At 53.4% G+C, this 23,915-nt stretch carries 19 protein-coding genes and 1 CRISPR repeat array; of the genes, 11 read left to right on the forward strand and 8 right to left on the reverse strand.

The window, feature by feature from the left end:
• Window positions 1-7: 7 nt before the first annotated feature.
• Entirely contained in the window at window positions 8-562 is a 555-nt protein-coding gene (cas6f, locus tag HV107_RS18030; RefSeq protein WP_182060216.1) for a type I-F CRISPR-associated endoribonuclease Cas6/Csy4, read from the forward strand.
• Window positions 563-582: 20 nt separating this feature from the next.
• Here the strand turns inward: cas6f and HV107_RS18035 are convergent, their stop codons facing one another.
• The 7 genes from HV107_RS18035 to trxB form a co-directional block, all read right to left on the reverse strand.
• Entirely contained in the window at window positions 583-1,056 is a 474-nt protein-coding gene (locus tag HV107_RS18035; RefSeq protein WP_182060217.1) for an RES family NAD+ phosphorylase, read from the reverse strand.
• Window positions 1,053-1,496, reverse strand: a complete 444-nt coding sequence (locus tag HV107_RS18040; RefSeq protein ID WP_182060218.1) for an antitoxin Xre/MbcA/ParS toxin-binding domain-containing protein — start codon at window positions 1,494-1,496, stop codon at window positions 1,053-1,055. Before HV107_RS18040 ends, HV107_RS18035 begins: the two co-directional genes overlap by 4 nt.
• A gap of 238 nt (window positions 1,497-1,734) precedes the next feature.
• Window positions 1,735-2,483: a CRISPR direct-repeat array (repeat unit 28 nt; unit sequence GTTCACTGCCGTACAGGCAGCTTAGAAA).
• Window positions 2,484-2,620: 137 nt separating this feature from the next.
• Complete coding sequence (gene infA, locus HV107_RS18045) at window positions 2,621-2,839, reverse strand: translation initiation factor IF-1 (RefSeq protein ID WP_002211347.1); 219 nt, start codon at window positions 2,837-2,839, stop codon at window positions 2,621-2,623.
• A 284-nt stretch (window positions 2,840-3,123) separates the two neighbouring features.
• Window positions 3,124-3,828, reverse strand: coding sequence for a leucyl/phenylalanyl-tRNA--protein transferase (aat, locus tag HV107_RS18050; RefSeq protein WP_182060219.1), 705 nt, complete (start codon window positions 3,826-3,828; stop codon window positions 3,124-3,126).
• 46 nt (window positions 3,829-3,874) lie between these two features.
• Complete coding sequence (gene cydC, locus HV107_RS18055) at window positions 3,875-5,596, reverse strand: heme ABC transporter ATP-binding protein/permease CydC (protein ID WP_182060220.1); 1,722 nt, start codon at window positions 5,594-5,596, stop codon at window positions 3,875-3,877.
• Window positions 5,596-7,362 carry a heme ABC transporter permease/ATP-binding protein CydD gene (gene cydD, locus HV107_RS18060; protein ID WP_182060221.1) on the reverse strand — a complete coding sequence of 589 codons (1,767 nt, stop codon included), beginning with the start codon at window positions 7,360-7,362 and terminating at the stop codon, window positions 5,596-5,598. Before cydD ends, cydC begins: the two co-directional genes overlap by 1 nt.
• 114 nt (window positions 7,363-7,476) lie before the next feature.
• A complete protein-coding gene (gene trxB / locus HV107_RS18065; protein ID WP_182063540.1) occupies window positions 7,477-8,445 on the reverse strand; it encodes a thioredoxin-disulfide reductase in 969 nt (322 codons plus the stop codon).
• Between the two features lie 544 nt (window positions 8,446-8,989).
• Here trxB and lrp point away from each other — a divergent pair.
• The 10 genes from lrp to HV107_RS18115 all read left to right on the forward strand — a co-directional run bounded on the left by lrp (window position 8,990) and on the right by HV107_RS18115 (window position 22,987).
• Complete coding sequence (gene lrp / locus HV107_RS18070) at window positions 8,990-9,484, forward strand: leucine-responsive transcriptional regulator Lrp (RefSeq protein ID WP_002439523.1); 495 nt, start codon at window positions 8,990-8,992, stop codon at window positions 9,482-9,484.
• Window positions 9,485-9,619: 135 nt separating this feature from the next.
• Window positions 9,620-13,315: a DNA translocase FtsK 4TM domain-containing protein gene (locus tag HV107_RS18075; RefSeq protein ID WP_182060222.1), complete on the forward strand. Its 3,696-nt coding sequence runs from the start codon at window positions 9,620-9,622 to the stop codon at window positions 13,313-13,315.
• A 128-nt stretch (window positions 13,316-13,443) separates the two neighbouring features.
• A complete protein-coding gene (lolA, locus tag HV107_RS18080) occupies window positions 13,444-14,058 on the forward strand; it encodes an outer membrane lipoprotein chaperone LolA (RefSeq protein WP_014069567.1) in 615 nt (204 codons plus the stop codon).
• Between the two features lie 9 nt (window positions 14,059-14,067).
• On the forward strand, window positions 14,068-15,411 hold the full coding sequence (gene rarA / locus HV107_RS18085) for a replication-associated recombination protein RarA (protein ID WP_182060223.1): 1,344 nt from the start codon (window positions 14,068-14,070) through the stop codon (window positions 15,409-15,411).
• A gap of 92 nt (window positions 15,412-15,503) precedes the next feature.
• Window positions 15,504-16,796 carry a serine--tRNA ligase gene (serS, locus tag HV107_RS18090; RefSeq protein ID WP_182060224.1) on the forward strand — a complete coding sequence of 431 codons (1,293 nt, stop codon included), beginning with the start codon at window positions 15,504-15,506 and terminating at the stop codon, window positions 16,794-16,796.
• Window positions 16,797-17,004: 208 nt separating this feature from the next.
• A complete protein-coding gene (gene dmsA, locus HV107_RS18095; protein WP_182060225.1) occupies window positions 17,005-19,449 on the forward strand; it encodes a dimethylsulfoxide reductase subunit A in 2,445 nt (814 codons plus the stop codon).
• A gap of 10 nt (window positions 19,450-19,459) precedes the next feature.
• Window positions 19,460-20,077 (forward strand): DMSO/selenate family reductase complex B subunit, encoded by a 618-nt coding sequence (locus HV107_RS18100; RefSeq protein ID WP_182060226.1) that lies wholly within the window; start codon window positions 19,460-19,462, stop codon window positions 20,075-20,077.
• A 1-nt stretch (window position 20,078) separates the two neighbouring features.
• Window positions 20,079-20,942, forward strand: coding sequence for a dimethyl sulfoxide reductase anchor subunit family protein (locus tag HV107_RS18105; RefSeq protein WP_182060227.1), 864 nt, complete (start codon window positions 20,079-20,081; stop codon window positions 20,940-20,942).
• Window positions 20,943-21,217: 275 nt separating this feature from the next.
• Window positions 21,218-22,366: an MFS transporter gene (locus HV107_RS18110; protein WP_182060228.1), complete on the forward strand. Its 1,149-nt coding sequence runs from the start codon at window positions 21,218-21,220 to the stop codon at window positions 22,364-22,366.
• 123 nt (window positions 22,367-22,489) lie between these two features.
• Window positions 22,490-22,987 (forward strand): anti-virulence regulator CigR family protein, encoded by a 498-nt coding sequence (locus HV107_RS18115; protein ID WP_182060229.1) that lies wholly within the window; start codon window positions 22,490-22,492, stop codon window positions 22,985-22,987.
• Between the two features lie 33 nt (window positions 22,988-23,020).
• On the opposite strand, the gene pflA is transcribed toward HV107_RS18115, so the two are convergent.
• Window positions 23,021-23,761: a pyruvate formate lyase 1-activating protein gene (gene pflA / locus HV107_RS18120; RefSeq protein WP_182060230.1), complete on the reverse strand. Its 741-nt coding sequence runs from the start codon at window positions 23,759-23,761 to the stop codon at window positions 23,021-23,023.
• Between the last annotated feature and the right edge of the window lie 154 nt (window positions 23,762-23,915).

The raw sequence follows: 23,915 nt of genomic DNA on the forward strand, positions 1-23,915 counted from the left end.
AGTCGATATGGATCACTACTTTCAGATCCGCGTGCTGCCAGATCCAGAGTTCAGCGAGGAGATGCTAATGGCTGCGCTGGTGGCGAAGCTGCATCGTGCGCTGGGACAAAGAGGGCTGGGCGATATTGGCATTAGCTTCCCTGCACACGACATTAAGCCTGGTGCAGTTTTACGTCTGCACGGGCATAGCCAGGCGTTACGTGAACTCGAGTTACTGGCATGGCGAAAAGGATTGGGTGACTACAGTTTGTCATCGGAAATCAAACCTGTTCCTGACGTCAACCAATGGCGATGTGTGAGTCGTGTTCAGGTTAAAAGCAACGCGCAGAGGCTTATGCGACGTTCAGTGAATAAAGGATGGATGACTGAACAGGAGGCTCAGCAACGCATACTGACGATGCAAGACGTGAAGACAGATTTGCCCTGGCTTCAGTTGCGTAGCCTCTCTACTGGTCAGTCGTTCAGGCTCTTTATCCAGCATGGTGATTTATGCTCTACGCCTGTTGCAGGGACGTTCTCAACTTATGGGCTAAGTTCTACCGCAACGGTTCCCTGGTTCTGAGACTTTAGCCGCATCCGCTTTCAGGGTGCGGTTTTTTCTGCCAGACGGTTATCGAAAATGAAAGGCAGTGGCTGAACTGTGTTCAGTGTTTCGCGGAATGCAGGATGTAACGGATTAAGTATGGCATTGTTTTCATAAGGGATAATGCAGGATGGCAGGATAAGTGCGAGGGCTCCGTTAGCCTGTAACCAACCGGTGCCCAGATCCATTGTTGATACAGGTGCCGGATTTTCCTGCCAGTCTTCGGGTAGCCAGGCCTTATCGAGATAATCAATCTGTTCATCCGGGATTTCAATACTGAAAAGCTGATACTGATTGAGCACTGTGCCTTCTTTAACGTGCACCAGGATTTCCAGAGATGCCAGTGAGATGGAGGTAGACACATAGACTGCCGGATGCCCTTTATGATTCCAGCGTCCGCCATACTGGTTTGCGCCAATTCCACTCCACGCTTCACTGGCATAACGTCCCGTCACCAGCCGGTAAAAAATCATGCAAACACTCCATGTTCCAGACGACCAAGTAAATCGGTAACTTCCAGCGCACCGGTTTCGGTTGCAATCAGATCGACGGGGGCGACATTGCCAAGCCCGCGCACCGGTGATTGCAGCCAGTTCCATGCCTCATCTTTAGTGCCAAAATAATCGACGGCAGCGTCCAGCACGCGAACGAAACGCGCTACGCGTTCGCTTTCGTCAGGTGTTAGCGTCCGGCCAGCACTTTTACGCCGTGCGACATTGCGCTCATTAATCCCGGTTACACGTAAAATGTCTGCCTTTGACATCTCAGTCCATTCATGGATGTTGTCGAGCACGCTGACGGGTAATCCCTGATTGAGGTATTCGACCAGCCGCATGCCCCGGTTAGCAGGTAAACCTGCAAACCGCCAAAGGGCGTCATCAGCCGGTTTCTGCGCGGGGATCCAGGTTCTCATATTCCCTCCTGTTTAATGTCATTTGTCATGTTTCAGTATAGTCATTTGTCGGGTGAGATGGAATGCGTGTTTTTTGGGCGGGCAGTGTAAGAGAACGCCAGTAGTTGACCCTAATTTTGGAGTGATTAGTAATTAGTTGATTTTAAAATGGATATTCGACAGGGGGAAAAAGAGGGTAAGAGAAGGTTTTTTAGCTTTTTTTGTATGAAAATCAGGATGGTGTGGCGTTAGTATTCCAGTTCACTGCCGTACAGGCAGCTTAGAAATACACCCGAAAGCAACCACGCCGCAGGATGCCGTTCACTGCCGTACAGGCAGCTTAGAAATTACGAACGGCAGAGGGAAGGGTGAAGAAATCGTTCACTGCCGTACAGGCAGCTTAGAAATTGCTGATATGTCAAATCAGCACGAACACAACGTTCACTGCCGTACAGGCAGCTTAGAAAACAACAAGCCAACCGGGTGGCCCTCAACGGTCGTTCACTGCCGTACAGGCAGCTTAGAAACCAGTTGATCGCGTTATCGCTGTACAAGATGAGTTCACTGCCGTACAGGCAGCTTAGAAAAAATGTATTGCGGAAACGTGGGTTAAGCCTATGTTCACTGCCGTACAGGCAGCTTAGAAAAAATCCACGCTTGGGAACGATAACGACCTGATGTTCACTGCCGTACAGGCAGCTTAGAAAATGAACTATTCGAAATTCCTCCAGACCTGGCAGTTCACTGCCGTACAGGCAGCTTAGAAAATATGATGAAAGTACTGGTTACGCTTCTTTGCCGTTCACTGCCGTACAGGCAGCTTAGAAACCCGCCGCTCAGCTGTGACGGATAGGCATTCTGTTCACTGCCGTACAGGCAGCTTAGAAAAGAGCTACGGTTAAACATAGAACGCTGGATGTGTTCACTGCCGTACAGGCAGCTTAGAAAATTGCGAGAATAGCTCCATTGGGAATTACCCTGTTCACTGCCGTACAGGCAGTCCCAAAACATCTGATTAAATAATCTACAGCTTTTTTATATCCCTGGTAAGCGCAGCCCCACCGGGAGAACAAACGACAAAAAAATAAGGCCGGGAATATCCCGGCCTTAATTTAATATTCATCTGCCATTACAGGCGAAACTAATTAGCGACTACGGAAGACAATGCGGCCTTTGCTCAGGTCGTACGGGGTCAGTTCAACAGTCACTTTGTCGCCCGTTAAAATGCGGATGTAGTTTTTGCGCATTTTACCGGAGATGTGCGCAGTTACCACGTGACCGTTTTCCAGCTCTACGCGAAACATGGTATTAGGTAACGTATCAAGTACGGTACCCTGCATTTCAATATTGTCTTCTTTGGCCATCTAATCCTCTGGGGTATCACTACCAAGTTTTGAACCGGCAAGATAATGCCGAAATTCATCAATTAAGTAAAGAATTGCGCGTTTAAAACGCAGCAAAACAGTTTCGGCGCATTGCCCAAGCGTCACGGTACAACCGAACGAGAAACGCATTCGTAAAGGGGAGACAACAGGATAAACGTCAGGACGTTATCTGAAGCGAGGGTCCCAAACGGCGGCGGGGCAACAGGCAGAAGCTACTCTGCGGCGTAATTATAACACCCTCGTAAAAAATGTGCGGAAAACATTTAGGCATTGGGCAGAAAGAGCGTTCTTGGTACCCAGAAGTCGCGCGGGAGCTTCTCCTGCCGGTAAATATCCAGATGCTCAATGTAGTCGCGGCGGGCGATTTCAACGGCACCAAGTGAGGCGGTATGCTCATTAAGCACCTGGCAATCCAGCAGCTGTCCGCCGCGATTTGCAAACTCCTGGCAGAAAACCAGCAGCGCTGTTTTCGAGGCGTTTACCGCCCGGGAGAACATCGACTCGCCACAGAACAATGTTCCTTGCGCCACACCGTACATACCGCCAACCAGCTCGCTTTTATCCCAGACTTCGATGGAATGCGCATAACCAAGCTCATGCAAACGGTGGTAAGCGGTGATGATATCCTGGGTGATCCATGTCCCTTCGTGACGATCGCTAGCGCATCCTTCAATGACCTGGCCAAAAGCATGGTTGAGAGTCACGCGATAAGGTGATTTAGCGTGAAACCGCTTCATGCTGCGGCTGAGGTGAAAATGGGCAGGCCAGAGCACGGCACGCGGGTCGGGCGACCACCACAAAATAGGATCGCCTGGGGAAAACCAGGGGAAGATCCCGCGCTGGTATGCCATCAAGAGTCGAGCAGGGCTGAGATCGCCGCCTAATGCCAGCAACCCGTTGGGCTCACGTAATGCGCCCTCCGGGGAAGGGAACGCGATATTATGACGAGAAAGCTGGACCAGGCGCATGACAGCAGAACTCCAATACGCGAGTTAGGATCGGTTCAAATATAGTCTACAGACGCTGTTTAAACTGGTAGTAGCGACCCTGTTTCGCTAACAGTTCTGCGTGACTACCTTGCTCAATAATGTGCCCGTTGTCCATCACAATTATCTGATCAAAACTCGCCAGTCCGCGCAGGCGGTGTGTCACCATAATCACCGTTTTACCGACCATTGCATTGGCCAGTAAATCAAGGATTTGACTCTCGGTCGTGGCGTCCAGCCCTTCAGTTGGTTCATCCAGCAGCATCAGCGGCGCATCGTGCAGCAACGCACGTGCAATCGCCAGTCGGCGTAACTCGCCACCGGAGAGCTGGCGACCACCTTCACCCAACCAGCTATTCAGGCCGTCATCTTCGAGCAGCTTGTGCAGCCCAACGCGTTCAAGCATTGCACTCAGCACGTCGTCACTGGCTTCGGGGGCTGCCAGACGCAAGTTCTCACGTAGCGTGGCACTGAACAGGTGCACGCGCTGTGGTACAACACTGACAGTCTTACGCAGGGCGTGCTCGCTTAATACGCGTAGTGGTACGTCGTTAAACAGAACGTTCCCGTGCTGCGGATCCCATGCGCGGGTTAACAGCTGTAACAGTGTCGATTTACCACAGCCTGTCCGCCCGAGCAGGGCGATACGTGAACCGGCAGAAACCGACAAATTAACGCCTTCCAGGGCGTTCTGCGCTTGTCCATCATAGGCAAAGGTGATGTCCTGGAGTTGAAGCGCAACCTGTGCCGGGACTGCGGTTTGTTGTGTCTGGAACTGCACTTCTGGCTCTTGTTCGGTAATTTGCGTGATACGTACCGCGGAAGCGATAACCTGCCCGAGATGCTGGAAAGCGCCAGTGACAGGGGCCAGTGCCTCAAATGCAGCCAGCGCACAGAAGACAAACAGTGCAATGAGCGCGCCAGGCTGCGTATTGCCACCCACACCGCCAGATGCCATCCACAGCATTGCCACGACGGCAAAACCACCAATGAGCATCATCAGCGCTTGCGAAAAGGCCGTCAGTTCAGATTGCCTGCGTTGGGCTTCATGCCAGTTTAGCTCTGTGCTTTCCATCCGGGCGCGATAGCGCTGGCTGGCACCAAAGATGGTGAGTTCAGCTTGTCCCTGTAACCATGATGTCAGCTGCTGGCGGTACTCGCCGCGCAGACGCGTCAGGTTTTCTCCGGTTGGCTTTCCTGCGCGGTAAAACAGCGGCGGCAGCAGGAACAGCGTCAGCAGCATAATGCCGCCCAGCGTCAGGGCGATAGGGGCATCGAGCGTACAAAGCCCAAGAGTGACCACCACAATCACCACAAATGCCCCCACCAGCGGGGAAATCACGCGCAGATAAAGGTGATCCAGGGTATCGACATCCGCGACCACGCGGTTGAGCAATTCACCCTGGCGAAAACGCGCCAGCCCGGCAGGGGAGAGGGGCAATAATTTGCTGAAGGTGTAAACACGCAGATGCTGAAGCACACGGAATGTCGCATCGTGGCTGACCAGACGCTCAAAATAACGTCCGGCAGTGCGGGTAATCGCCGCACCGCGAACACCCGCAGCCGGCAGCATATAGTTAAAGCTGTACAGCCCGGCAACACCCACAACAGCAGAGGCCGACAGGAACCAGCCGGAAAGCGTGAGCAGCCCGATACTGGCAAGCAATGTCACAATCGCCAGAACAATCCCGAGCGTCAGCATCCATTTGTGGCGTTTATACAGGGCAAGATAGGGGAGCAGGGCGCGCATCAGATATCCTCCTGACGGTTAGCCAGCAGGGTGGCAAATGGCCCCTGCGCAGCAACGAGAGAGGCGTAATCGCCTTGCTCGACAATATGACCATTCTCCATGACCCAAATCTGATCCCAGTCGGTGATACCTTCCAGCTGGTGTGTGACCATGAGTGTGGTTTGTTGCAATGAGGCTGCGTTCAGGGCCTGCATCACCCGTTGTTCGCTGTGCGCATCAAGGCTGGCTGCGGGTTCATCCAGCAGCATTAACTGACATGGATTAAGCAGGGCGCGGGCAAGGGCAACACGCTGGGCCTGACCAACGGATAAGCCAGCTGCCTGGTCGCCCACCACAGTATCAACACCTTGCGCAAGCAAAGGCAGAAACTCACTGACCCAGGCACGGTCAAGAACCGATTGCAGCTCATCTTCACGCGCATCAGGGCGTGCAAGTAGCACGTTCTCACGCAGCGTGGCGGCAGGTAATTGCGGATTCTGCCCCACCCAACTGAGTTGTTTACGCCATGCATCAGGGTCAAGCTCGCGCAGTTCGGCATGATTAATACGCAGCGAGCCGGTATAGGCCATAAAACCTGATAACGCATTCAGCAGTGAGCTTTTACCTGAACCGCTGGTTCCAACCAAAACAACGCGTTGACCCGCAGAAAGCGTAAAGTTCAGCGGTCCGGCCAGCACTTTGCCTTCCGGCGAGAGAACCGAGAAATCGACCGCTTCAACGGTAACTGGCTCTTTGCTGTTCAGCGTGATTTCACCGCGCTCCGGGTGAGCAAGCGGCGTTTCAAGGAAGGTTTTCAGGCTATCAGCGGCACCCACGGCCTGCGCTTTGGCATGATAGAAAGTGCCAAGATCGCGAAGCGGCTGGAAAAATTCAGGCGCCAGGATCAGGGCAAGAAAACCAGCAGAGAGGGTAACGCCAGTGCCGTAATGGCCAAAATCGAGTTCGCCAAGATAGGAGAAACCAAAGTACACCGCCACCACCGCAATCGACAGGGAGGTGAAGAATTCGAGTACGCCAGACGACAGAAACGCCAGACGCAATACTTCCATTGTCCGCTGACGGAAATCCTGCGACGCCACACGGATATTTTCGGTTTCGGCTTCACCGCGGCCAAAAATACGCAATGTCTCCATTCCGCGCAGGCGGTCCAGGAAATGGCCGCTTAAACGGCCAAGCGCCAGGAAGTTGCGGCGGTTAGCATCTGCCGCGCCCATCCCCACCATCGCCATAAACAGCGGAATAAGCGGAGCGGTACAGAGCAGAATAAGGGCGGCTACCCAGTTAGACGGGAAAATGGTGGCCACAATCAACAGCGGCACGCATACGGCCAGCGCCATCTGTGGAATATAGCGTGCGTAATAGTCGTGCATATCGTCAATCTGCTCAAGGATAAGCGTCGCCCAGCTTCCGGCGGGCTTGCCCTGTATCCAGGCGGGACCCGCTTGCTGGAGCCTGTCGAGCACCTGGCGGCGAATTTCGAAGCGTATATGCTGTCCGGCGTGGAACCCGACACGTTCACGCAGCCAGACCACCCAGGCGCGCAGAACAAAGATCAGGACTAATACGATAAAGGGCATCAGAAGCGCTTCGCGCGGGATGTTCTCCATGATCATATGATTGAGAATGCGGGCCAGCAGCCATGCCTGGGCAACAATCAACAGACCGCTGATAAGTCCCAGCAGACGGGAAATATTCAGCCAGCGGCGGGAAATAACGCTTTGCTTTTTAAGCCAGCGAGTTAACTCTTGTTGACGGGTTTTTTCCATTGCGTACTTTGCAGGTGACGTTATTAGAAATTGGGCACGGCAATGTTACAACGGAGAGACAATAAAGGCGACTTATCGCCGCCTTTATTTACGTTTGTTACTGACTTGTAAAGATTATTTACCTGTTTCAGCCAGCCCATCAAGGTAGCGTTCAGCGTCCAGCGCGGCCATACAGCCGGTGCCAGCAGAGGTGATCGCCTGACGGTAAATATGGTCCATCACGTCACCCGCAGCGAAGACGCCTGGGATGCTGGTCTGGGTCGCGTTACCGTGAATACCGGACTGCACTTTGATGTAGCCGTTTTCCAGCTCCAGCTGACCGTCAAAGATAGCGGTATTCGGGCTATGGCCGATAGCCACAAACAGACCCGCCACTTCCAGTGATTCCACGTGGTCGGTGTTCTGCGTATCGCGGATGCGCAGGCCAGCAACGCCCATCTGATCGCCTGTCACTTCTTCCAGAGTACGATTGGTGTGCAGCACGATATTGCCGCTCGCCACTTTATCCATCAGACGTTTAATCAGGATCTTCTCTGCGCGGAAGGTGTCGCGGCGATGGATCAAATGCACTTCAGAGGCGATGTTCGCCAGATACAGCGCTTCTTCTACTGCGGTGTTACCGCCACCGATAACCGCGACTTTCTGGTTACGGTAGAAGAAACCGTCACAGGTTGCGCAGGCAGAAACGCCACGGCCTTTGAAGGCTTCTTCAGATGGCAGTCCGAGGTAACGCGCCGATGCACCGGTCGCGATAATCAGCGCATCGCAGGTGTACTCACCGTTGTCGCCTGTCAGGCGGAACGGACGGTTTTGCAGGTCAACCTTGTTGATGTGATCGAACAGAATTTCGGTTTCGAATTTGGTCGCATGTTCGTGCATACGCTCCATCAGCAGCGGCCCGGTCAGGTCGTTCGGGTCGCCTGGCCAGTTTTCTACTTCAGTCGTGGTGGTCAACTGACCGCCTTTTTCCATACCGGTAATCAACACCGGTTGCAGGTTAGCGCGCGCAGCATAGACCGCCGCGGTATATCCCGCAGGTCCAGAACCAAGAATTAGCAGCTTACTGTGTTTGGCCGTGCCCATGAGATCCCCATTGTTGTTGGCAGACATTTGTCAGGATTGTAGGGAATTTGTTGCCGTAAAAAAAGAGCGCAGCAATTTTGATATCGATATGTGCAATAGACACTGGCGATGGATTGAGCGCTATAACATAACGCTTTCTACTAAAAACCGGTTGTTTATAAGGCAATAAAATGAGGATTAATGGTCAGTCGTTATGAATATCCGGCATGTTGTACTAAAAATCGATGTTTTGCTTTGACAATCCCCTGCGCTTTTGCGAAAACATTGAAGGAAGAAAAAAACCGCGTTAACAGTGTGTCGCATAGACATGCACGTAAATGCCATTTTTACCGGGTCAGTGAAATCTACGCATGGTGTGGACAGACGCCATACGTGATGTCGGTGGCGGCCATTTCAGGCACCGGTCTTCTTACCGTAGAACCCGAATCCGCATCGCGTATATTACATAATCAGGCGGTGTGATGAATAACGGGTACAGGCTCTGAACAGTGATGTGCACAGGGTCCAGGCAGGAGTAGGGAAGGAATACAGAGAGACAATAATAATGGTAGATAGCAAGAAGCGCCCTGGCAAAGACCTCGACCGTATCGATCGTAACATTCTTAATGAATTGCAAAAGGATGGGCGTATTTCCAACGTCGAGCTTTCAAAACGTGTGGGACTTTCCCCGACGCCGTGCCTTGAGCGTGTGCGCCGACTGGAAAGACAGGGTTTTATTCAGGGCTATACGGCTCTGCTGAACCCGCATTATCTGGATGCCTCACTTCTGGTATTTGTTGAGATTACTCTGAATCGTGGTGCGCCGGATGTGTTTGAGCAATTTAACTCCGCTGTACAAAAACTTGAAGAAATTCAAGAGTGTCACTTGGTTTCCGGTGATTTCGACTACCTGTTGAAAACCCGTGTGCCAGACATGTCCGCCTACCGTAAGCTGCTGGGTGAAACCCTGCTGCGTCTGCCAGGCGTGAACGACACACGTACCTATGTGGTGATGGAAGAGGTCAAACAGAGCAATCGTCTGGTTATTAAGACGCGCTAACACGGAACAGGTGCAAAATCAGCGTAGTTTGATTACACTCCTGTTAATCCATACAGCAACAGTGCCGGGGATACCCGGCGCTGTTGTCCGTTTTAGCAAACAGGCAGGACATGCCTGATACCTGGAGAGCCTTTCTTGAGCCAGGAATATACTGAAGACAAAGAAGTCACACTATCGAAGCTAAGCAGCGGACGTCGACTCCTTGAGGCGTTGCTGATTGTTATTGCCCTTTTTGCCGTCTGGCTGATGGCAGCCTTACTCAGTTTCAACCCCTCAGATCCGAGCTGGTCGCAAACCGCATGGCATGAGCCTATCCATAATTTAGGTGGCACGCCCGGCGCCTGGCTTGCGGACACCCTGTTTTTCATCTTCGGTGTCATGGCCTATACCATCCCGGTGATCATCATCGGTGGCTGCTGGTTTGCCTGGCGTCATCGTCAGAACGACGAATACATCGATTATTTCGCGGTTTCGCTGCGCCTGATTGGTGCTCTGGCACTGATCCTGACCTCCTGCGGGTTGGCGGCGATTAATGCCGACGATATCTGGTATTTCGCTTCCGGTGGAGTGATTGGCAGTTTGCTGAGCACCGCGCTGCAACCGATGCTGCATAGCAGTGGAGGCACCATTACGCTGCTCTGTATCTGGGCTGCGGGATTAACTCTGTTTACCGGTTGGTCATGGGTGAGCATTGCCGAAAAACTCGGCAGTCTGATCCTTACTATTTTGACGTTTGCCAGCAACCGTACTCGTCGTGATGATACGTGGGTAGATGAAGACGAATACGAATACGAAGATGAGGACGAAGAGGATACCGCTTCAGCTCCGCATCGCGAATCTCGCCGCGCGCGTATTCTGCGTGGCGCGCTGGCGCGCCGCAAACGTGTGGCAGAAAAATTTGCTAATCCGTTAGGACGCAAAACAGATGCTGCGCTCTTCTCCGGCAAACGCATGGATGACGACGAGCAGGTTGAATACCGTGCTGCGGGTGCCCACGTTGACCCTGATGATGTGCTCTTCTCTGGCAGCCGCGCCACTCCAGGTGATTACGACGAATACGACCCGTTGTTAAATGGTCATTCTGTTAGCGAACCTGTCGCGGCGGCAGCTGCGGCAACGACAGCCGCTCAGGCCTATGCTGCGCCTGTTGAGGCAGTCATGCCTTCCGCGCCGGTGTATGAGCCAGAGCCTCTTACCCAGCAACCTGCGGTTGAGTGGCAAGACGCGCCTGCAATCCCTGCACATCAGCCGGTTATTGCCCCTGAACCGCAAAGCTATGCGCCAGCACAGCCGCAGGAACAGTGGCAGCAGCCATACCAGCCGGAACCGGAATACGCGCCGCAGCCGTACGCGGAGTATGAAGCGCCGGTGTCTCAGCCTTATCAGGACTGTGTCCCGGTTGCGGTTGAGCCTGCTCAGCCTGACGCTGAACCGCAAGTTGAAGTGGAAGAGGTCAAACCGACTCGCCCACCAATGTACTATTTTGAAGAAGTTGAAGAACGCCGAGCGCGTGAGCGCGAACAGCTGGCTGCCTGGTATCAGCCCGTACCGGAACCGAAGCAAGAACCTGTGACCAGGGCTCCTTCCGTTACTGTTCCGCCAGTTGACCCAACACCTGTTGTTGCGCCAGTGGCGGAAAGTGTGAAGCACGCTACCGCGGCGGCGGCAGTTGCTTCGCCTGTCTTTAGCCTTGCATCTGGTGGCGCGCCGCGTCCACAGGTGAAAGAGGGTATTGGCCCGCAGCTTCCTCGTCCTAATCGCGTGCGTGTTCCTACCCGCCGTGAGCTGGCGTCCTATGGCATCAAATTACCTTCTCAGCGTATGGCTGAGGAGAAAGCGCGTGAATCTGAGTACGAAGATGACGCCGATGAGATGCAGCAGGATGAGCTGGGGCGTCAGTTTGCCGCACAACAGCAGCAGCGTTATGGCGAAGAGTATCAACATGAAGCCCGCCCGACTCATGTTCATGAAGAGGATGAAGACGACGTTGCCGAAGCAGAGTTAGCGCGCCAGTTTGCTGCCACTCAGCAGCAGCGCTATTCCGGTGAGCAGCCTACGGGAGCGAATCCGTTCTCGTTATCTGACTTCGAATTCTCGCCAATGAAAGATTTGGTTGATGATGGCCCGAGCGAACCTTTATTCACCCCAGGTGTGATGCCTGAAACGCAAACTGCGCACCAGCAGCCTGCACCTGCGCCGCACGTGCAGCAGCCAGCGCCACAGGCTTATGCGCAGCCGCAACAGCCTCAGCACGCGCCGCAGTTCCAGCAGCCAGCGGCACAGCCGAAGGAAAGCCTGATTCACCCGCTGCTGATGCGCAATGGTGATAGCCGTCCGCTGCAACGCCCAAGTACGCCGCTGCCGTCGCTGGATCTGTTAACGCCGCCTCCGTCTGAAGTTGAACCGGTGGATACCTTTGCACTGGAGCAGATGGCGCGTCTTGTGGAAGCGCGTCTGGCTGATTTCCGCATTAAGGCGGACGTGGTGAATTATTCCCCAGGTCCGGTTATTACCCGTTTCGAACTAAACCTGGCGCCAGGTGTTAAAGCCGCGAGAATTTCTAACCTGTCCCGTGACCTGGCTCGCTCGTTGTCGACCGTTGCGGTGCGTGTGGTGGAAGTTATCCCGGGTAAACCTTATGTCGGCCTGGAGCTGCCAAATAAGAAACGCCAGACCGTCTATCTGCGTGAAGTGTTGGATAACGCCAAGTTCCGCGAGAATCCATCGCCGTTGAGTGTGGTGCTGGGCAAAGACATCGCAGGCGATCCTGTGGTGGCCGACCTCGCAAAAATGCCACACCTGCTGGTTGCGGGTACGACGGGCTCGGGTAAGTCGGTCGGTGTGAACGCCATGATCCTGAGTATGCTCTACAAAGCGCAGCCGGAAGATGTGCGTTTCATCATGATCGACCCGAAAATGCTGGAACTCTCTGTTTATGAAGGTATCCCGCATCTGCTGACTGAAGTGGTCACCGACATGAAAGACGCTGCTAACGCCCTGCGCTGGAGCGTTAATGAGATGGAGCGTCGCTATAAGTTAATGTCGGCACTGGGCGTACGTAACCTGGCCGGTTATAACGACAAGATCGCGGAAGCAGTTCGTATGGGGCGCCCAATTCCGGATCCTTACTGGAAGCCGGGTGACAGTATGGATGCCCAGCATCCGGTGCTGGAAAAACTGCCTTATATTGTCGTGCTGGTAGACGAATTCGCTGACCTGATGATGACCGTCGGCAAGAAAGTCGAAGAGCTGATTGCCCGTCTGGCGCAGAAAGCACGTGCGGCCGGTATTCACCTTGTACTGGCAACGCAGCGTCCATCCGTGGACGTCATCACCGGTCTGATTAAAGCTAACATCCCTACGCGTATCGCGTTTACCGTATCGAGTAAAATTGACTCGCGTACCATCCTCGACCAGGGCGGCGCAGAGTCGCTTTTGGGTATGGGTGATATGCTGTATTCAGGCCCGAACTCCACCTCTCCGGTGCGTGTCCACGGTGCATTCGTCCGCGATGAGGAAGTTCACGCGGTCGTTCAGGACTGGAAAGCGCGTGGTCGCCCACAGTACGTGGATGGTATTACCTCTGACACTGAAAGCGAAGGTGGTGGCGGTGGCTTTGACGGTGGCGAAGAGCTGGATCCGTTATTCGATCAGGCGGTTAACTTCGTGACTGAGAAACGTAAAGCGTCCATTTCTGGGGTACAGCGTCAGTTCCGTATTGGCTACAACCGCGCAGCCCGAATCATCGAGCAGATGGAAGCACAGGGCATCGTGAGCGAGCAGGGCCATAACGGTAACCGTGAGGTGCTGGCTCCGCCGCCGTTTGATTGACCCTTCACCGATTGCAAAGAAGGGTAAATCAGCAAAAATTAAGCATTTTCTTCTGTCGCCTGCCTGCGGGCAGGTTCACAATAGATGACAGAACCCCATATCGGGATGACGTATTTTAAGGAATAACAATGAAAAAATTCGCAATCGCCTGTGCATTACTGACCAGTTTTGTTGCCAGCAGCGTCTGGGCTGATGCAGCCAGCGACCTTAAAAGCCGACTGGATAAAGTGAGCAGCTTCCACGCCAGCTTCACCCAAAAAGTGACTGACGGCAGCGGTAATGCGGTGCAGGAAGGTCAGGGGGATTTGTGGGTAAAACGCCCGAATCTGTTTAACTGGCACATGACGCAGCCGGATGAAAGCATTCTGGTGTCAGACGGTAAAACCTTGTGGTTTTTCAACCCGTTTGTTGAGCAGGCAACTGCGACCTGGCTGAAAGATGCCACCAGTAATACCCCGTTTATGCTGATTGCACGTAACCAGTCCAGTGACTGGCAGCAGTACAACATCAAACAGAATGGTGATGAGTTTGTTCTGACGCCGAAAGGCAGCAACGGTAACCTGAAACAGTTCACCATTAACGTAAGCACCAACGGAACCATTAATCAGTTTGGTGCGGTTGAGCAGGACGATCAGCGTAGCAGCTACCAGCTCAAATCCCAGCAAAACGGCGCTGTCGATGCATCGAAATTCACCTTTACCCCGCCGCAGGGCGTAACGGTGGACGACCAACGCAATAAGTAAGAGGCGTGAGTGAGCAACCTGTCGCTCGATTTTTCAGATAATGCGTTTCAACCTCTGGCCGCCCGTATGCGGCCAGAAAATTTAGCGCAGTACATCGGTCAACAGCATCTGTTGGCTGCGGGTAAGCCGTTGCCGCGTGCCATCGAAGCAGGGCATCTGCACTCCATGATCCTGTGGGGGCCACCAGGTACGGGTAAAACGACACTCGCAGAAGTGATCGCCCGCTATGCGAACGCTGATGTTGAACGCATTTCCGCAGTGACCTCCGGCGTGAAGGAGATCCGCGAAGCTATCGAGCGTGCAAGGCAGAACCGCAATGCTGGACGCCGCACTATCCTCTTTGTCGATGAAGTCCACCGTTTCAATAAGAGCCAGCAGGATGCGTTCCTGCCGCACATTGAAGATGGCACCATTTTCTTTATTGGCGCGACGACCGAAAACCCCTCCTTTGAACTGAACTCGGCACTGCTTTCCCGTGCACGTGTTTATCTGCTCAAATCGCTGACAACTGACGATATCGAAAAGGTTCTCACTCAGGCGATGGAGGACAAGGCACGTGGTTATGGCGGGCAGGATATCGTGCTGCCAGACGAGACGCGGCTTGCGATCGCGGAGCTGGTCAATGGGGATGCGCGCCGTGCCTTAAATACGCTGGAAATGATGGCTGATATGGCCGAAGTGGATGATTCCGGTAAGCGTGTACTGAAACATGAACTGCTCACCGAAATTGCCGGTGAACGCAGTGCGCGTTTCGATAACAAAGGTGATCGTTTTTACGATCTGATCTCGGCCCTGCACAAGTCGGTGCGAGGCAGCGCACCGGATGCAGCGCTGTACTGGTATGCACGGATCATTAGCGCTGGTGGCGATCCACTGTATGTTGCTCGCCGCTGCCTGGCTATTGCATCGGAAGATGTCGGTAATGCCGATCCTCGCGGGATGCAGGTTGCGATTTCAGCCTGGGATTGCTTTACCCGCGTGGGGCCTGCGGAAGGGGAGCGCGCAATCGCGCAGGCGATTGTTTACCTGGCCTGCGCGCCGAAAAGTAATGCCGTCTATACCGCGTTTAAAGCGGCGATGGCGGATGCGCGTGAACGCCCGGACTATGATGTACCGGTTCATCTGCGCAACGCGCCGACCAAACTGATGAAAGAGATGGGTTACGGGCAGGAGTACCGATATGCCCACGACGAACCCAATGCCTATGCCGCCGGAGAGGAATATTTTCCGCAGGAGATGGCACAAACCCGCTATTATCACCCCACAAACAGAGGTCTTGAAGGCAAGATTGGCGAAAAGCTCGCCTGGCTCGCCGGACAGGATCAAAATAGCCCTATAAAACGCTACCGTTAGTTCAATCGTTGCGGTAATGTTGGCGTAGTATCCTTGTGGCCGCAGGCTGTGGTCACATTTTCCTATTTTAATTCGATAAGCACAGGATAAGCATGCTCGATCCCAATCTGCTGCGTAATGAGCCAGACGCAGTCGCTGAAAAACTGGCACGCCGGGGCTTTAAGCTGGATGTAGATAAGCTGCGCGCTCTTGAAGAGCGTCGTAAAGTTCTGCAGGTACAAACTGAAAATCTGCAGGCAGAGCGTAACTCTCGATCGAAATCCATCGGCCAGGCGAAAGCACGCGGGGAAGACATTGAGCCATTACGCCTGGAAGTAAACAAACTGGGTGAAGAGCTGGATCAGGCTAAAGCTGATCTGGACGTTCTTCAGACCGAGATCCGTGATATCGCGCTGGCGATCCCGAACATTCCTGACGACAGCGTACCTGTCGGCAAAGACGAAAACGACAACGTCGAAGTGAAACGCTGGGGTACACCTCGCGAGTTCGACTTCGAGGTTCGCGATCACGTCACTCTGGGTGAAATGCACGCAGGCCTGGACTTTGCAGCCGCAGTTAAGCTGACGGGTTCTCGCTTTGTTGTGATGAAGGGGCAGATTGCTCACCTGCACCGTGCGCTGGCGCAGTTCATGCTGGATCTGCACACTGAGCAGCACGGCTACAGCGAAACCTACGTACCGTATCTGGTCAACCACGATACGCTGTACGGTACCGGCCAGCTGCCGAAATTTGCCGGCGATCTGTTCCACACTCGCCCTCTGGACGAAGAAGCAGACAGCAGCAACTACGCGCTGATCCCGACCGCTGAAGTGCCGCTGACCAACCTCGTGCGTGATGAGATCATCGACGAAGACGACCTGCCAATTAAACTGACAGCACACTCTCCGTGCTTCCGTTCTGAAGCAGGTTCTTACGGTCGTGATACCCGTGGTCTGATCCGTATGCACCAGTTCGACAAAGTTGAGATGGTGCAGATCGTACGTCCTGAAGAGTCCATGGACGCGCTGGAAGAAATGACTGGCCACGCTGAGAAAGTGCTGGAGTTGCTGGGTCTGCCGTACCGTCGTATGGCGCTGTGTACGGGTGATATGGGCTTTGGTGCCTGCAAAACCTTCGACCTGGAAGTCTGGGTTCCTGCACAGAACACTTACCGTGAGATCTCATCGTGCTCTAACGTCTGGGATTTCCAGGCTCGCCGTATGCAGGCTCGCTGCCGCAGCAAATCAGACAAGAAAACCCGTCTGGTCCATACCCTGAACGGCTCTGGCCTGGCTGTGGGTCGTACCCTGGTTGCCGTGCTGGAAAACTACCAGCAGGCTGATGGTCGTATTGAGATCCCGGAAGTGCTGCGTCCGTATATGAAAGGCCAGCAGTACATCGGCTAATTTGTCTTAAATTAAGAAAGCGCCTAAGGGCGCTTTTTTTATGCCCCTGCTTTGACGCGAAACAATAACGCCTCCCTCTAAAGTAGTAATACTCCTCCAAATGAAAGTCAGCATAAAAAACTAATAACGGAGAAATTCGTTATAAATATCACTACATAGCGATTTTTACCGTATCTCTTTTATTTGTGAGCAACCAAAGTGAGTCTTTATGAAAATCAAAGCGCCTGATGCTTTACTGGCTGCCGAGGTCACTCGCCGTGGGTTGATGAAAACCACGGCAATAGGCGGTCTGGCTGTTGCCAGCAGTGCGTTAACTCTGCCTTTTTCTCGTATGGTGTCGGCAGCGGATGCGCTGTCCCCGGCATCAGCCCCGGAAAAAATGGTGTGGAGCGCCTGTACTGTTAACTGTGGTAGCCGTTGTCCGCTGCGGATGCATGTGGTGGATGGCGAAATCAAATATGTCGAAACAGATAACACCGGCGACGATAACTATGACGGGTTACATCAGGTTCGCGCCTGTTTACGTGGCCGCTCAATGCGCCGCCGCGTCTATAACCCGGATCGCCTCAAGTACCCGATGAAACGCGTGGGAAAACGCGGGGAAGGAAAGTTCGAGCGCATTAGCTGGGACGAAGCCTACGACATCATCGCGACCAACATGCAGCGTTTGATTAAAGAGTTCGGTAACGAATCTATCTACCTGAACTACGGTACAGGTACGCTCGGCGGCACCATGACCCGCTCCTGGCCGCCAGGAAAAACGCTGGTTGCACGCCTGATGAACTGCTGCGGCGGTTATCTCAATCACTACGGCGACTACTCTTCCGCGCAGATCGCGGCAGGGCTGAATTACACTTACGGTGGCTGGGCAGATGGCAACAGTCCGTCTGATATCGAAAACAGCAAACTTGTGGTGCTGTTCGGTAACAACCCGGGTGAAACCCGCATGAGCGGCGGCGGGGTGACGTACTATCTTGAGCAGGCTCGTGCTAAATCTAATGCCCGCATGATCATCGTCGATCCGCGTTACACCGATACCGGTGCCGGACGTGAAGATGAGTGGATCCCTATCCGTCCGGGTACCGATGCCGCACTGGTAAGCGCGCTGGCATGGGTGATGATCACTGAAAACCTCGTTGATCAGCCTTTCCTTGATAAATATTGCGTCGGTTACGACGAGAAAACCCTGCCAGCCAGTGCCCCTGCTAACGGGCATTACAAAGCGTATATCCTTGGCCAGGGTAGTGACGGCGTGGCAAAAACGCCTCTGTGGGCATCCACGATCACCGGTATTCCGGTAGAACGTATTGTTCAGCTGGCGCGTGAAATTGGTTCGGCGAAACCGGCTTATATCAGCCAGGGCTGGGGGCCGCAGCGTCATGCGAACGGTGAAATCGCCACCCGTGCCATTTCAATGCTCTCTATTCTGACGGGCAACGTAGGTATCAATGGGGGTAACACGGGCGCGCGCGAAGGCTCTTATGAAGTGCCATTTGAACGTATGCCGACCCTGGACAACCCGGTACAGACCAGTATTTCCATGTTTATGTGGACCGATGCGATTGAACGCGGCCCGGAAATGACGGCATTGCGCGACGGTGTGCGCGGTAAAGATAAACTGGATGTCCCGATTAAGATGATCTGGAACTATGCTGGTAACTGTCTGATTAACCAGCATTCTGAGATCAACCGTACTCATGAGATCCTTCAGGATGATAAGAAGTGCGAGATGATTGTGGTCATCGACTGCCACATGACCTCGTCGGCGAAATATGCCGATATCATTCTGCCGGATTGCACCGCATCAGAGCAGATGGACTTCGCGCTGGATGCCTCCTGCGGCAACATGTCCTACGTTATCTTTACCGATCAGGCGATTAAACCGCGTTTCGAGTGCAAAACCATCTATCAGATGACGTCTGAACTGGCGAAGCGTCTTGGCGTTGAGCAGCAGTTCACCGAAGGGCGCACTCAGGAAGGATGGATGCGTCATCTGCATGAACTTTCACGCAAAGCAATCCCTGATCTACCGGACTTTGATACCTTCCGTCAGCAGGGTATGTACAAGCAGCGCGACCCGGAAGGGCATCATGTTGCTTATAAGGCATTCCGCGACGATCCTCATGCCAATCCGCTGACCACCCCATCGGGCAAAATCGAAATCTACTCTGAAGAACTGGCAAAAATTGCATCCAGCTGGGAGCTGCCGGAAGGGGATGTTATTGATCCACTGCCAATTTATACGCCAGGTTTCGAAAACTACAACGATCCGCTGACCGCGAAATTCCCGTTGCAGTTGACGGGCTTCCATTACAAAGCGCGGGTTCACTCGACTTACGGCAACGTTGATGTACTGAAAGCATCCTGTCGTCAGGAAATGTGGATCAACCCGATGGATGCGAAAGCGCGCGGCATTTCAAACGGCGATCGCGTGCGTATCTTTAACGGTCGTGGCGAAGTGCATATCGAAGCCAAAGTTACACCGCGTATGATGCCTGGCGTTGTCGCGTTGGGGGAAGGGGCCTGGTACAACCCGGATGCAAATCGCATCGACCAGGCTGGCAGTATTAACGTACTGACCACGCAGCGCCCATCGCCGCTGGCGAAGGGTAATCCGTCCCACACAAACCTTGTTCAGGTTGAAAAGGTGTAAGGAGTAACCGATGACAACCCAGTATGGATTTTATATTGATTCCAGCCGCTGCACCGGTTGCAAGACCTGCGAACTGGCCTGTAAGGATTATAAAGACTTAACCCCGGATGTCAGCTTCCGCCGTATTTACGAATACGCCGGTGGCGACTGGCAGGAGGATAACGGCGTCTGGCATCAGAACGTATTCGCCTACTACCTGTCGATTGCCTGCAACCACTGCGAAGATCCGGCCTGCACCAAAGTGTGTCCGAGCGGGGCGATGCACAAGCGTGACGACGGTTTTGTGGTGGTGGATGAAGATGTCTGTATCGGCTGCCGCTACTGCCACATGGCCTGCCCGTATGGTGCGCCGCAGTACAATGCCGCCAAAGGCCATATGACCAAGTGCGACGGTTGCTACACTCGCGTGGCCGACGGCAAAAAGCCTATTTGCGTGGAATCCTGTCCGCTGCGCGCGCTGGACTTTGGCCCGATTGAAGAGTTGCGCCAAAAACACGGCCAGCTTGCGGCGGTAGCACCATTGCCGTCAGCGCACTTCACCAGGCCGAGCATTGTGATTAAACCTAACGCCAACAGCCGCCCGACGGGTGATACCACCGGCTACCTGGCAAATCCGAAGGAGGTGTGAGATGGGAAGTGGATGGCATGAATGGCCGCTGATGATCTTCACGGTCTTTGGGCAGTGCGTTGCGGGTGGTTTTATCGTGCTCGCCCTGGCGTTGTTAAAAGGCAATCTGAATACTGAACAGCAACAGCGTTTAGTACTGAGCATGTTTGGTCTGTGGGTGCTAATGGGGATTGGCTTTATCGCCTCAACCTTGCACCTGGGTTCACCGATGCGGGCGTTTAATTCCCTGAACCGCGTGGGTGCATCATCACTCAGTAACGAAATTGCCAGTGGCGCCATTTTCTTTGCTGTGGGCGGGCTGGGCTGGTTGCTGGTGGCACTGAAAAAGCTACCTTCAGGATTACGTAGCCTGTGGCTAATCATCACGATGGTTCTGGGTGTGGTGTTCGTGTGGATGATGGTGCGGGTTTATAACACCATCGACACCGTTCCAACCTGGTATAGCGTCTGGACGCCAATGAGCTTCTTCCTGACGATGTTCATCGGTGGGCCGCTGTTGGGTTTCCTGCTGCTGCGTGTGGCGGGTGTAGACGGCTGGGCGATGCGTTTACTGCCGGCGGTTTCACTCCTGGCACTGGTGGTGAGTGCCATCGTAGCCCTGATGCAAGGGGCAGAGCTTGCAACGATCCACAGCTCTATTCAACAAGCATCTGCATTGGTGCCTGATTACGGCTCGCTGATGGCCTGGCGCGTGGTGTTGCTGGCGGTGGCGCTGGTGTGCTGGATTGTGCCTCAGCTTAAGGGTTATCAGCCTGCGGTACCGTTGTTGTCTCTGGCCTTTGTTCTGGTGCTGGCAGGTGAGCTGATCGGCCGTGGTGTGTTCTATGGCCTGCATATGACGGTTGGTATGTCCATAGCAAGTTAACGCTGTTTTTTTGTTATATAAAGCCGGGACAGAGTGCCCGGCTTTTTTGTTTTCAATCATGAAATTTTTCGACTGTCTTTTGGTTTTAATTCCGGATATTGGTAAATAAAAACAATTAGATAGTTTGTATCGATAGCAGGCATTGCATTAGCAGGATTAGTTTTTTAAATCGACAGTGCACATATTGTGCGAGCGCCCTGAATCGGTGGATTGACTTTGTTTTTGCCAGTGGCATGATGCGCACGAAATCTGAACTTCCTCACGGTTTTTAATCCATGTCCACCTATACCCGCCCAGTGCTCCTGCTGCTCTGTGGCCTGCTTTTGCTGACGCTGGCGATTGCGGTGTTAAACACCCTCGTCCCGCTTTGGCTCGCCCATGAAAACTTACCAACCTGGCAGGTGGGCATGGTTAGCTCGTCCTTTTTTACAGGTAACCTTCTGGGAACGCTGGTAACAGGGAGCCTGATTAAGCGCGTTGGTTTTAACCGTAGCTATTATCTGGCATCGCTGATTTTTGCCGCCGGGTGCGCCGGGTTAGGCCTGATGGTGGGATTCTGGAGCTGGATGGTCTGGCGTTTTATCGCGGGTGTGGGCTGCGCAATGATCTGGGTGGTGGTTGAAAGTGCCCTGATGTGTAGCGGCACGTCGCGCAACCGTGGTCGCCTGCTGGCGGCATATATGATGGTTTACTACGTTGGAACCGTGCTTGGGCAACTGATGGTCAGTAAACTGCCAACCGACCTGATGAGCGTCCTGCCGTGGGTGACTGGCATGATCCTGGCCGCTGTTCTGCCGTTGCTCTTTACCCGCATTGTTAACCAGCAGAGCGAACACCAGGAAGTGACCCATGTCTGGCCGATGCTGAGGCTGCGTCAGGCGCGTCTGGGAGTTAATGGCTGTATCATTTCCGGGATAGTGCTGGGTTCGCTTTATGGCCTGATGCCACTGTATTTGAACCATCAGGGCGTCAGCGATTCCGGGATCGGTTTCTGGATGGCGGTTATGGTCAGTGCGGGGATCGTCGGGCAATGGCCGATTGGTCGTCTTGCCGATCGCTTTGGCCGCCTGCTGGTGCTGCGCGTTCAGGTCTTTGTGGTGATCATGGGTTGCCTCGCGATGCTCAGCAGCGCTGCAATGGCGCCAGCGCTGTTTATTCTGGGGGCGGCGGGCTTCACTCTCTATCCGGTAGCCATGGCCTGGGCTTGCGAGAAAGTTGAACATCATCAGCTGGTGGCAATGAACCAGGCGCTGCTCCTGAGTTATACCATCGGCAGTTTACTGGGGCCGACGTTGACGGCCATGCTGATGCAGAATTATTCTGACAACCTGCTGTTTATCATGATTGCCAGCGTGTCGTTTATTTATCTCCTGATGCTGCTGCGCAAAGCGGGCGAACATCCAACTCCCGTGGCCCATGCCTGAATAAATAAAAGCCTGTCGATGACAGGCTTTTTTGACCCTATCAGAACTCAGAGTTTTACTTATTGTTTGTTTATTGCGCCAGGCGATAATTCAACTGAGTTCTATCACTAAAAGGCAGCAATCATGTCTATACGTCGTTTTTCCACGACTGCTCTGGCAGTCGTGTTGTCCTTAACCTTCGCAACCGCGCCAGCCCTGGCGAATCCAGGTAATGGTCATGGCAATGGTAATGGCGGTGGGCAAGGCAACAGCGGCAACCATGGGAACGGGAATTCCGGTAATCATGGCAATAAACAAAATAATAGTAATCAGAGTCCCGGCAAATCAAATAAAAGCGTCGGTGATGATGTTGATGCGCGCGTGAGCTTCGATCACGCCCGTCATCTGGCATTGAATTACGGTTTAACCGGTTATGATTCATTGCCGCCGGGCATTGCGAAAAATCTCGCACGCGGAAAACCACTGCCTCCGGGTATTGCGAAAAAAACAGTACCGGCGTCTATGCTGGGCCAGCTTCCTTCCTATCCTGGGTATGAATGGCGGGTAGTGGGTGATGACCTGGTCTTAATTGCACTAAGTACGGCCATTGTGACCACGATCATTAACGGCGTGTTCAGATAGCATAAAAAAAGCCCGGTTAAACCGGGCTATTTTTTAATACATAACTTTGTGTCCGTACTGCTCAAGAATGCCTTTCACGCGTTCCATGGTTTCTTTCTTCGGTGGTTTAACGCCATCGAGCTTATATTCTTCACCCATCGCCACCCATTTATGTTTACCCAGTTCGTGATAGGGCAGCAGCTCAATTTTTTCTACGTTGCCCATGTCGCGAGTAAATTCGCCCAGTCGATGTGCAGAGTCATCATCATCTGACCAGCCAGGTACAACCACATAGCGGATCCAGGTGTTGATACCCTTACCTGAGATGTATTTGGCGAACTCCAGGGTACGATGGTTGGAAACACCAACCAGATTCTGGTGGATCTCATCGTTCATCTGTTTGAGATCGAGCATCACCAGATCGGTCACTTCAAGCAGTTCATCGATGACCGGATCGTAACGACGTACAAAACCGTTAGTATCAAGGCAGGTGTGAATACCTTCTTTACGGCAGGCGCGGAACCAGTCGCGCACAAACTCGGCCTGAAGAATGGCTTCACCACCAGAAGCGGTAACACCACCACCCGATGCGTTCATAAAGTGGCGATAGGTCACAACCTCTTTCATTAAATCATCAACAGTGATTTCTTTGCCGCCGTGTGTATCCCATGTATCACGGTTATGACAGTACAGGCAGCGCATCAGGCAGCCCTGGAAGAAGGTAATAAAGCGGATCCCTGGGCCATCGACAGTGCCACAGGATTCAAAGGAGTGAATGCGACCAATAGTTGACATTGCGGTGATATCTCCAGCATCGACCCGTCCGGGGCCTGAGTATGCACAGCTCAAAACCGGCTGTGTTTAAATCTGTTTTGGCTGATATCCATAAAGTATAGATAGCGGACAAAAGAGACTGGGGTGGAGAAGGTGTTAAAAAGGCCCCACTTGC

This window comes from Enterobacter sp. RHBSTW-00175 (genome assembly GCF_013927005.1).
Taxonomy (GTDB): domain Bacteria; phylum Pseudomonadota; class Gammaproteobacteria; order Enterobacterales; family Enterobacteriaceae; genus Enterobacter.

Bases quoted from the DNA above. Each gene is read 5' to 3' on its own strand.
- cas6f (WP_182060216.1), top strand. From the start codon at position 8: ATGGATCACTACTTTCAGATCCGCGTGCTGCCAGATCCAGAGTTCAGC.
- lrp (WP_002439523.1), top strand. From the start codon at position 8,990: ATGGTAGATAGCAAGAAGCGCCCTGGCAAAGACCTCGACCGTATCGAT.
- serS (WP_182060224.1), top strand. From the start codon at position 15,504: ATGCTCGATCCCAATCTGCTGCGTAATGAGCCAGACGCAGTCGCTGAA.
- aat (WP_182060219.1), bottom strand. From the start codon at position 3,828: ATGCGCCTGGTCCAGCTTTCTCGTCATAATATCGCGTTCCCTTCCCCG.
- HV107_RS18040 (WP_182060218.1), bottom strand. From the start codon at position 1,496: ATGAGAACCTGGATCCCCGCGCAGAAACCGGCTGATGACGCCCTTTGG.
- HV107_RS18100 (WP_182060226.1), top strand. From the start codon at position 19,460: ATGACAACCCAGTATGGATTTTATATTGATTCCAGCCGCTGCACCGGT.
- HV107_RS18035 (WP_182060217.1), bottom strand. From the start codon at position 1,056: ATGATTTTTTACCGGCTGGTGACGGGACGTTATGCCAGTGAAGCGTGG.
- HV107_RS18115 (WP_182060229.1), top strand. From the start codon at position 22,490: ATGTCTATACGTCGTTTTTCCACGACTGCTCTGGCAGTCGTGTTGTCC.
- HV107_RS18110 (WP_182060228.1), top strand. From the start codon at position 21,218: ATGTCCACCTATACCCGCCCAGTGCTCCTGCTGCTCTGTGGCCTGCTT.
- cydD (WP_182060221.1), bottom strand. From the start codon at position 7,362: ATGGAAAAAACCCGTCAACAAGAGTTAACTCGCTGGCTTAAAAAGCAA.
- trxB (WP_182063540.1), bottom strand. From the start codon at position 8,445: ATGGGCACGGCCAAACACAGTAAGCTGCTAATTCTTGGTTCTGGACCT.
- lolA (WP_014069567.1), top strand. From the start codon at position 13,444: ATGAAAAAATTCGCAATCGCCTGTGCATTACTGACCAGTTTTGTTGCC.
- pflA (WP_182060230.1), bottom strand. From the start codon at position 23,761: ATGTCAACTATTGGTCGCATTCACTCCTTTGAATCCTGTGGCACTGTC.
- cydC (WP_182060220.1), bottom strand. From the start codon at position 5,596: ATGCGCGCCCTGCTCCCCTATCTTGCCCTGTATAAACGCCACAAATGG.
- HV107_RS18105 (WP_182060227.1), top strand. From the start codon at position 20,079: ATGGGAAGTGGATGGCATGAATGGCCGCTGATGATCTTCACGGTCTTT.
- infA (WP_002211347.1), bottom strand. From the start codon at position 2,839: ATGGCCAAAGAAGACAATATTGAAATGCAGGGTACCGTACTTGATACG.
- dmsA (WP_182060225.1), top strand. From the start codon at position 17,005: ATGAAAATCAAAGCGCCTGATGCTTTACTGGCTGCCGAGGTCACTCGC.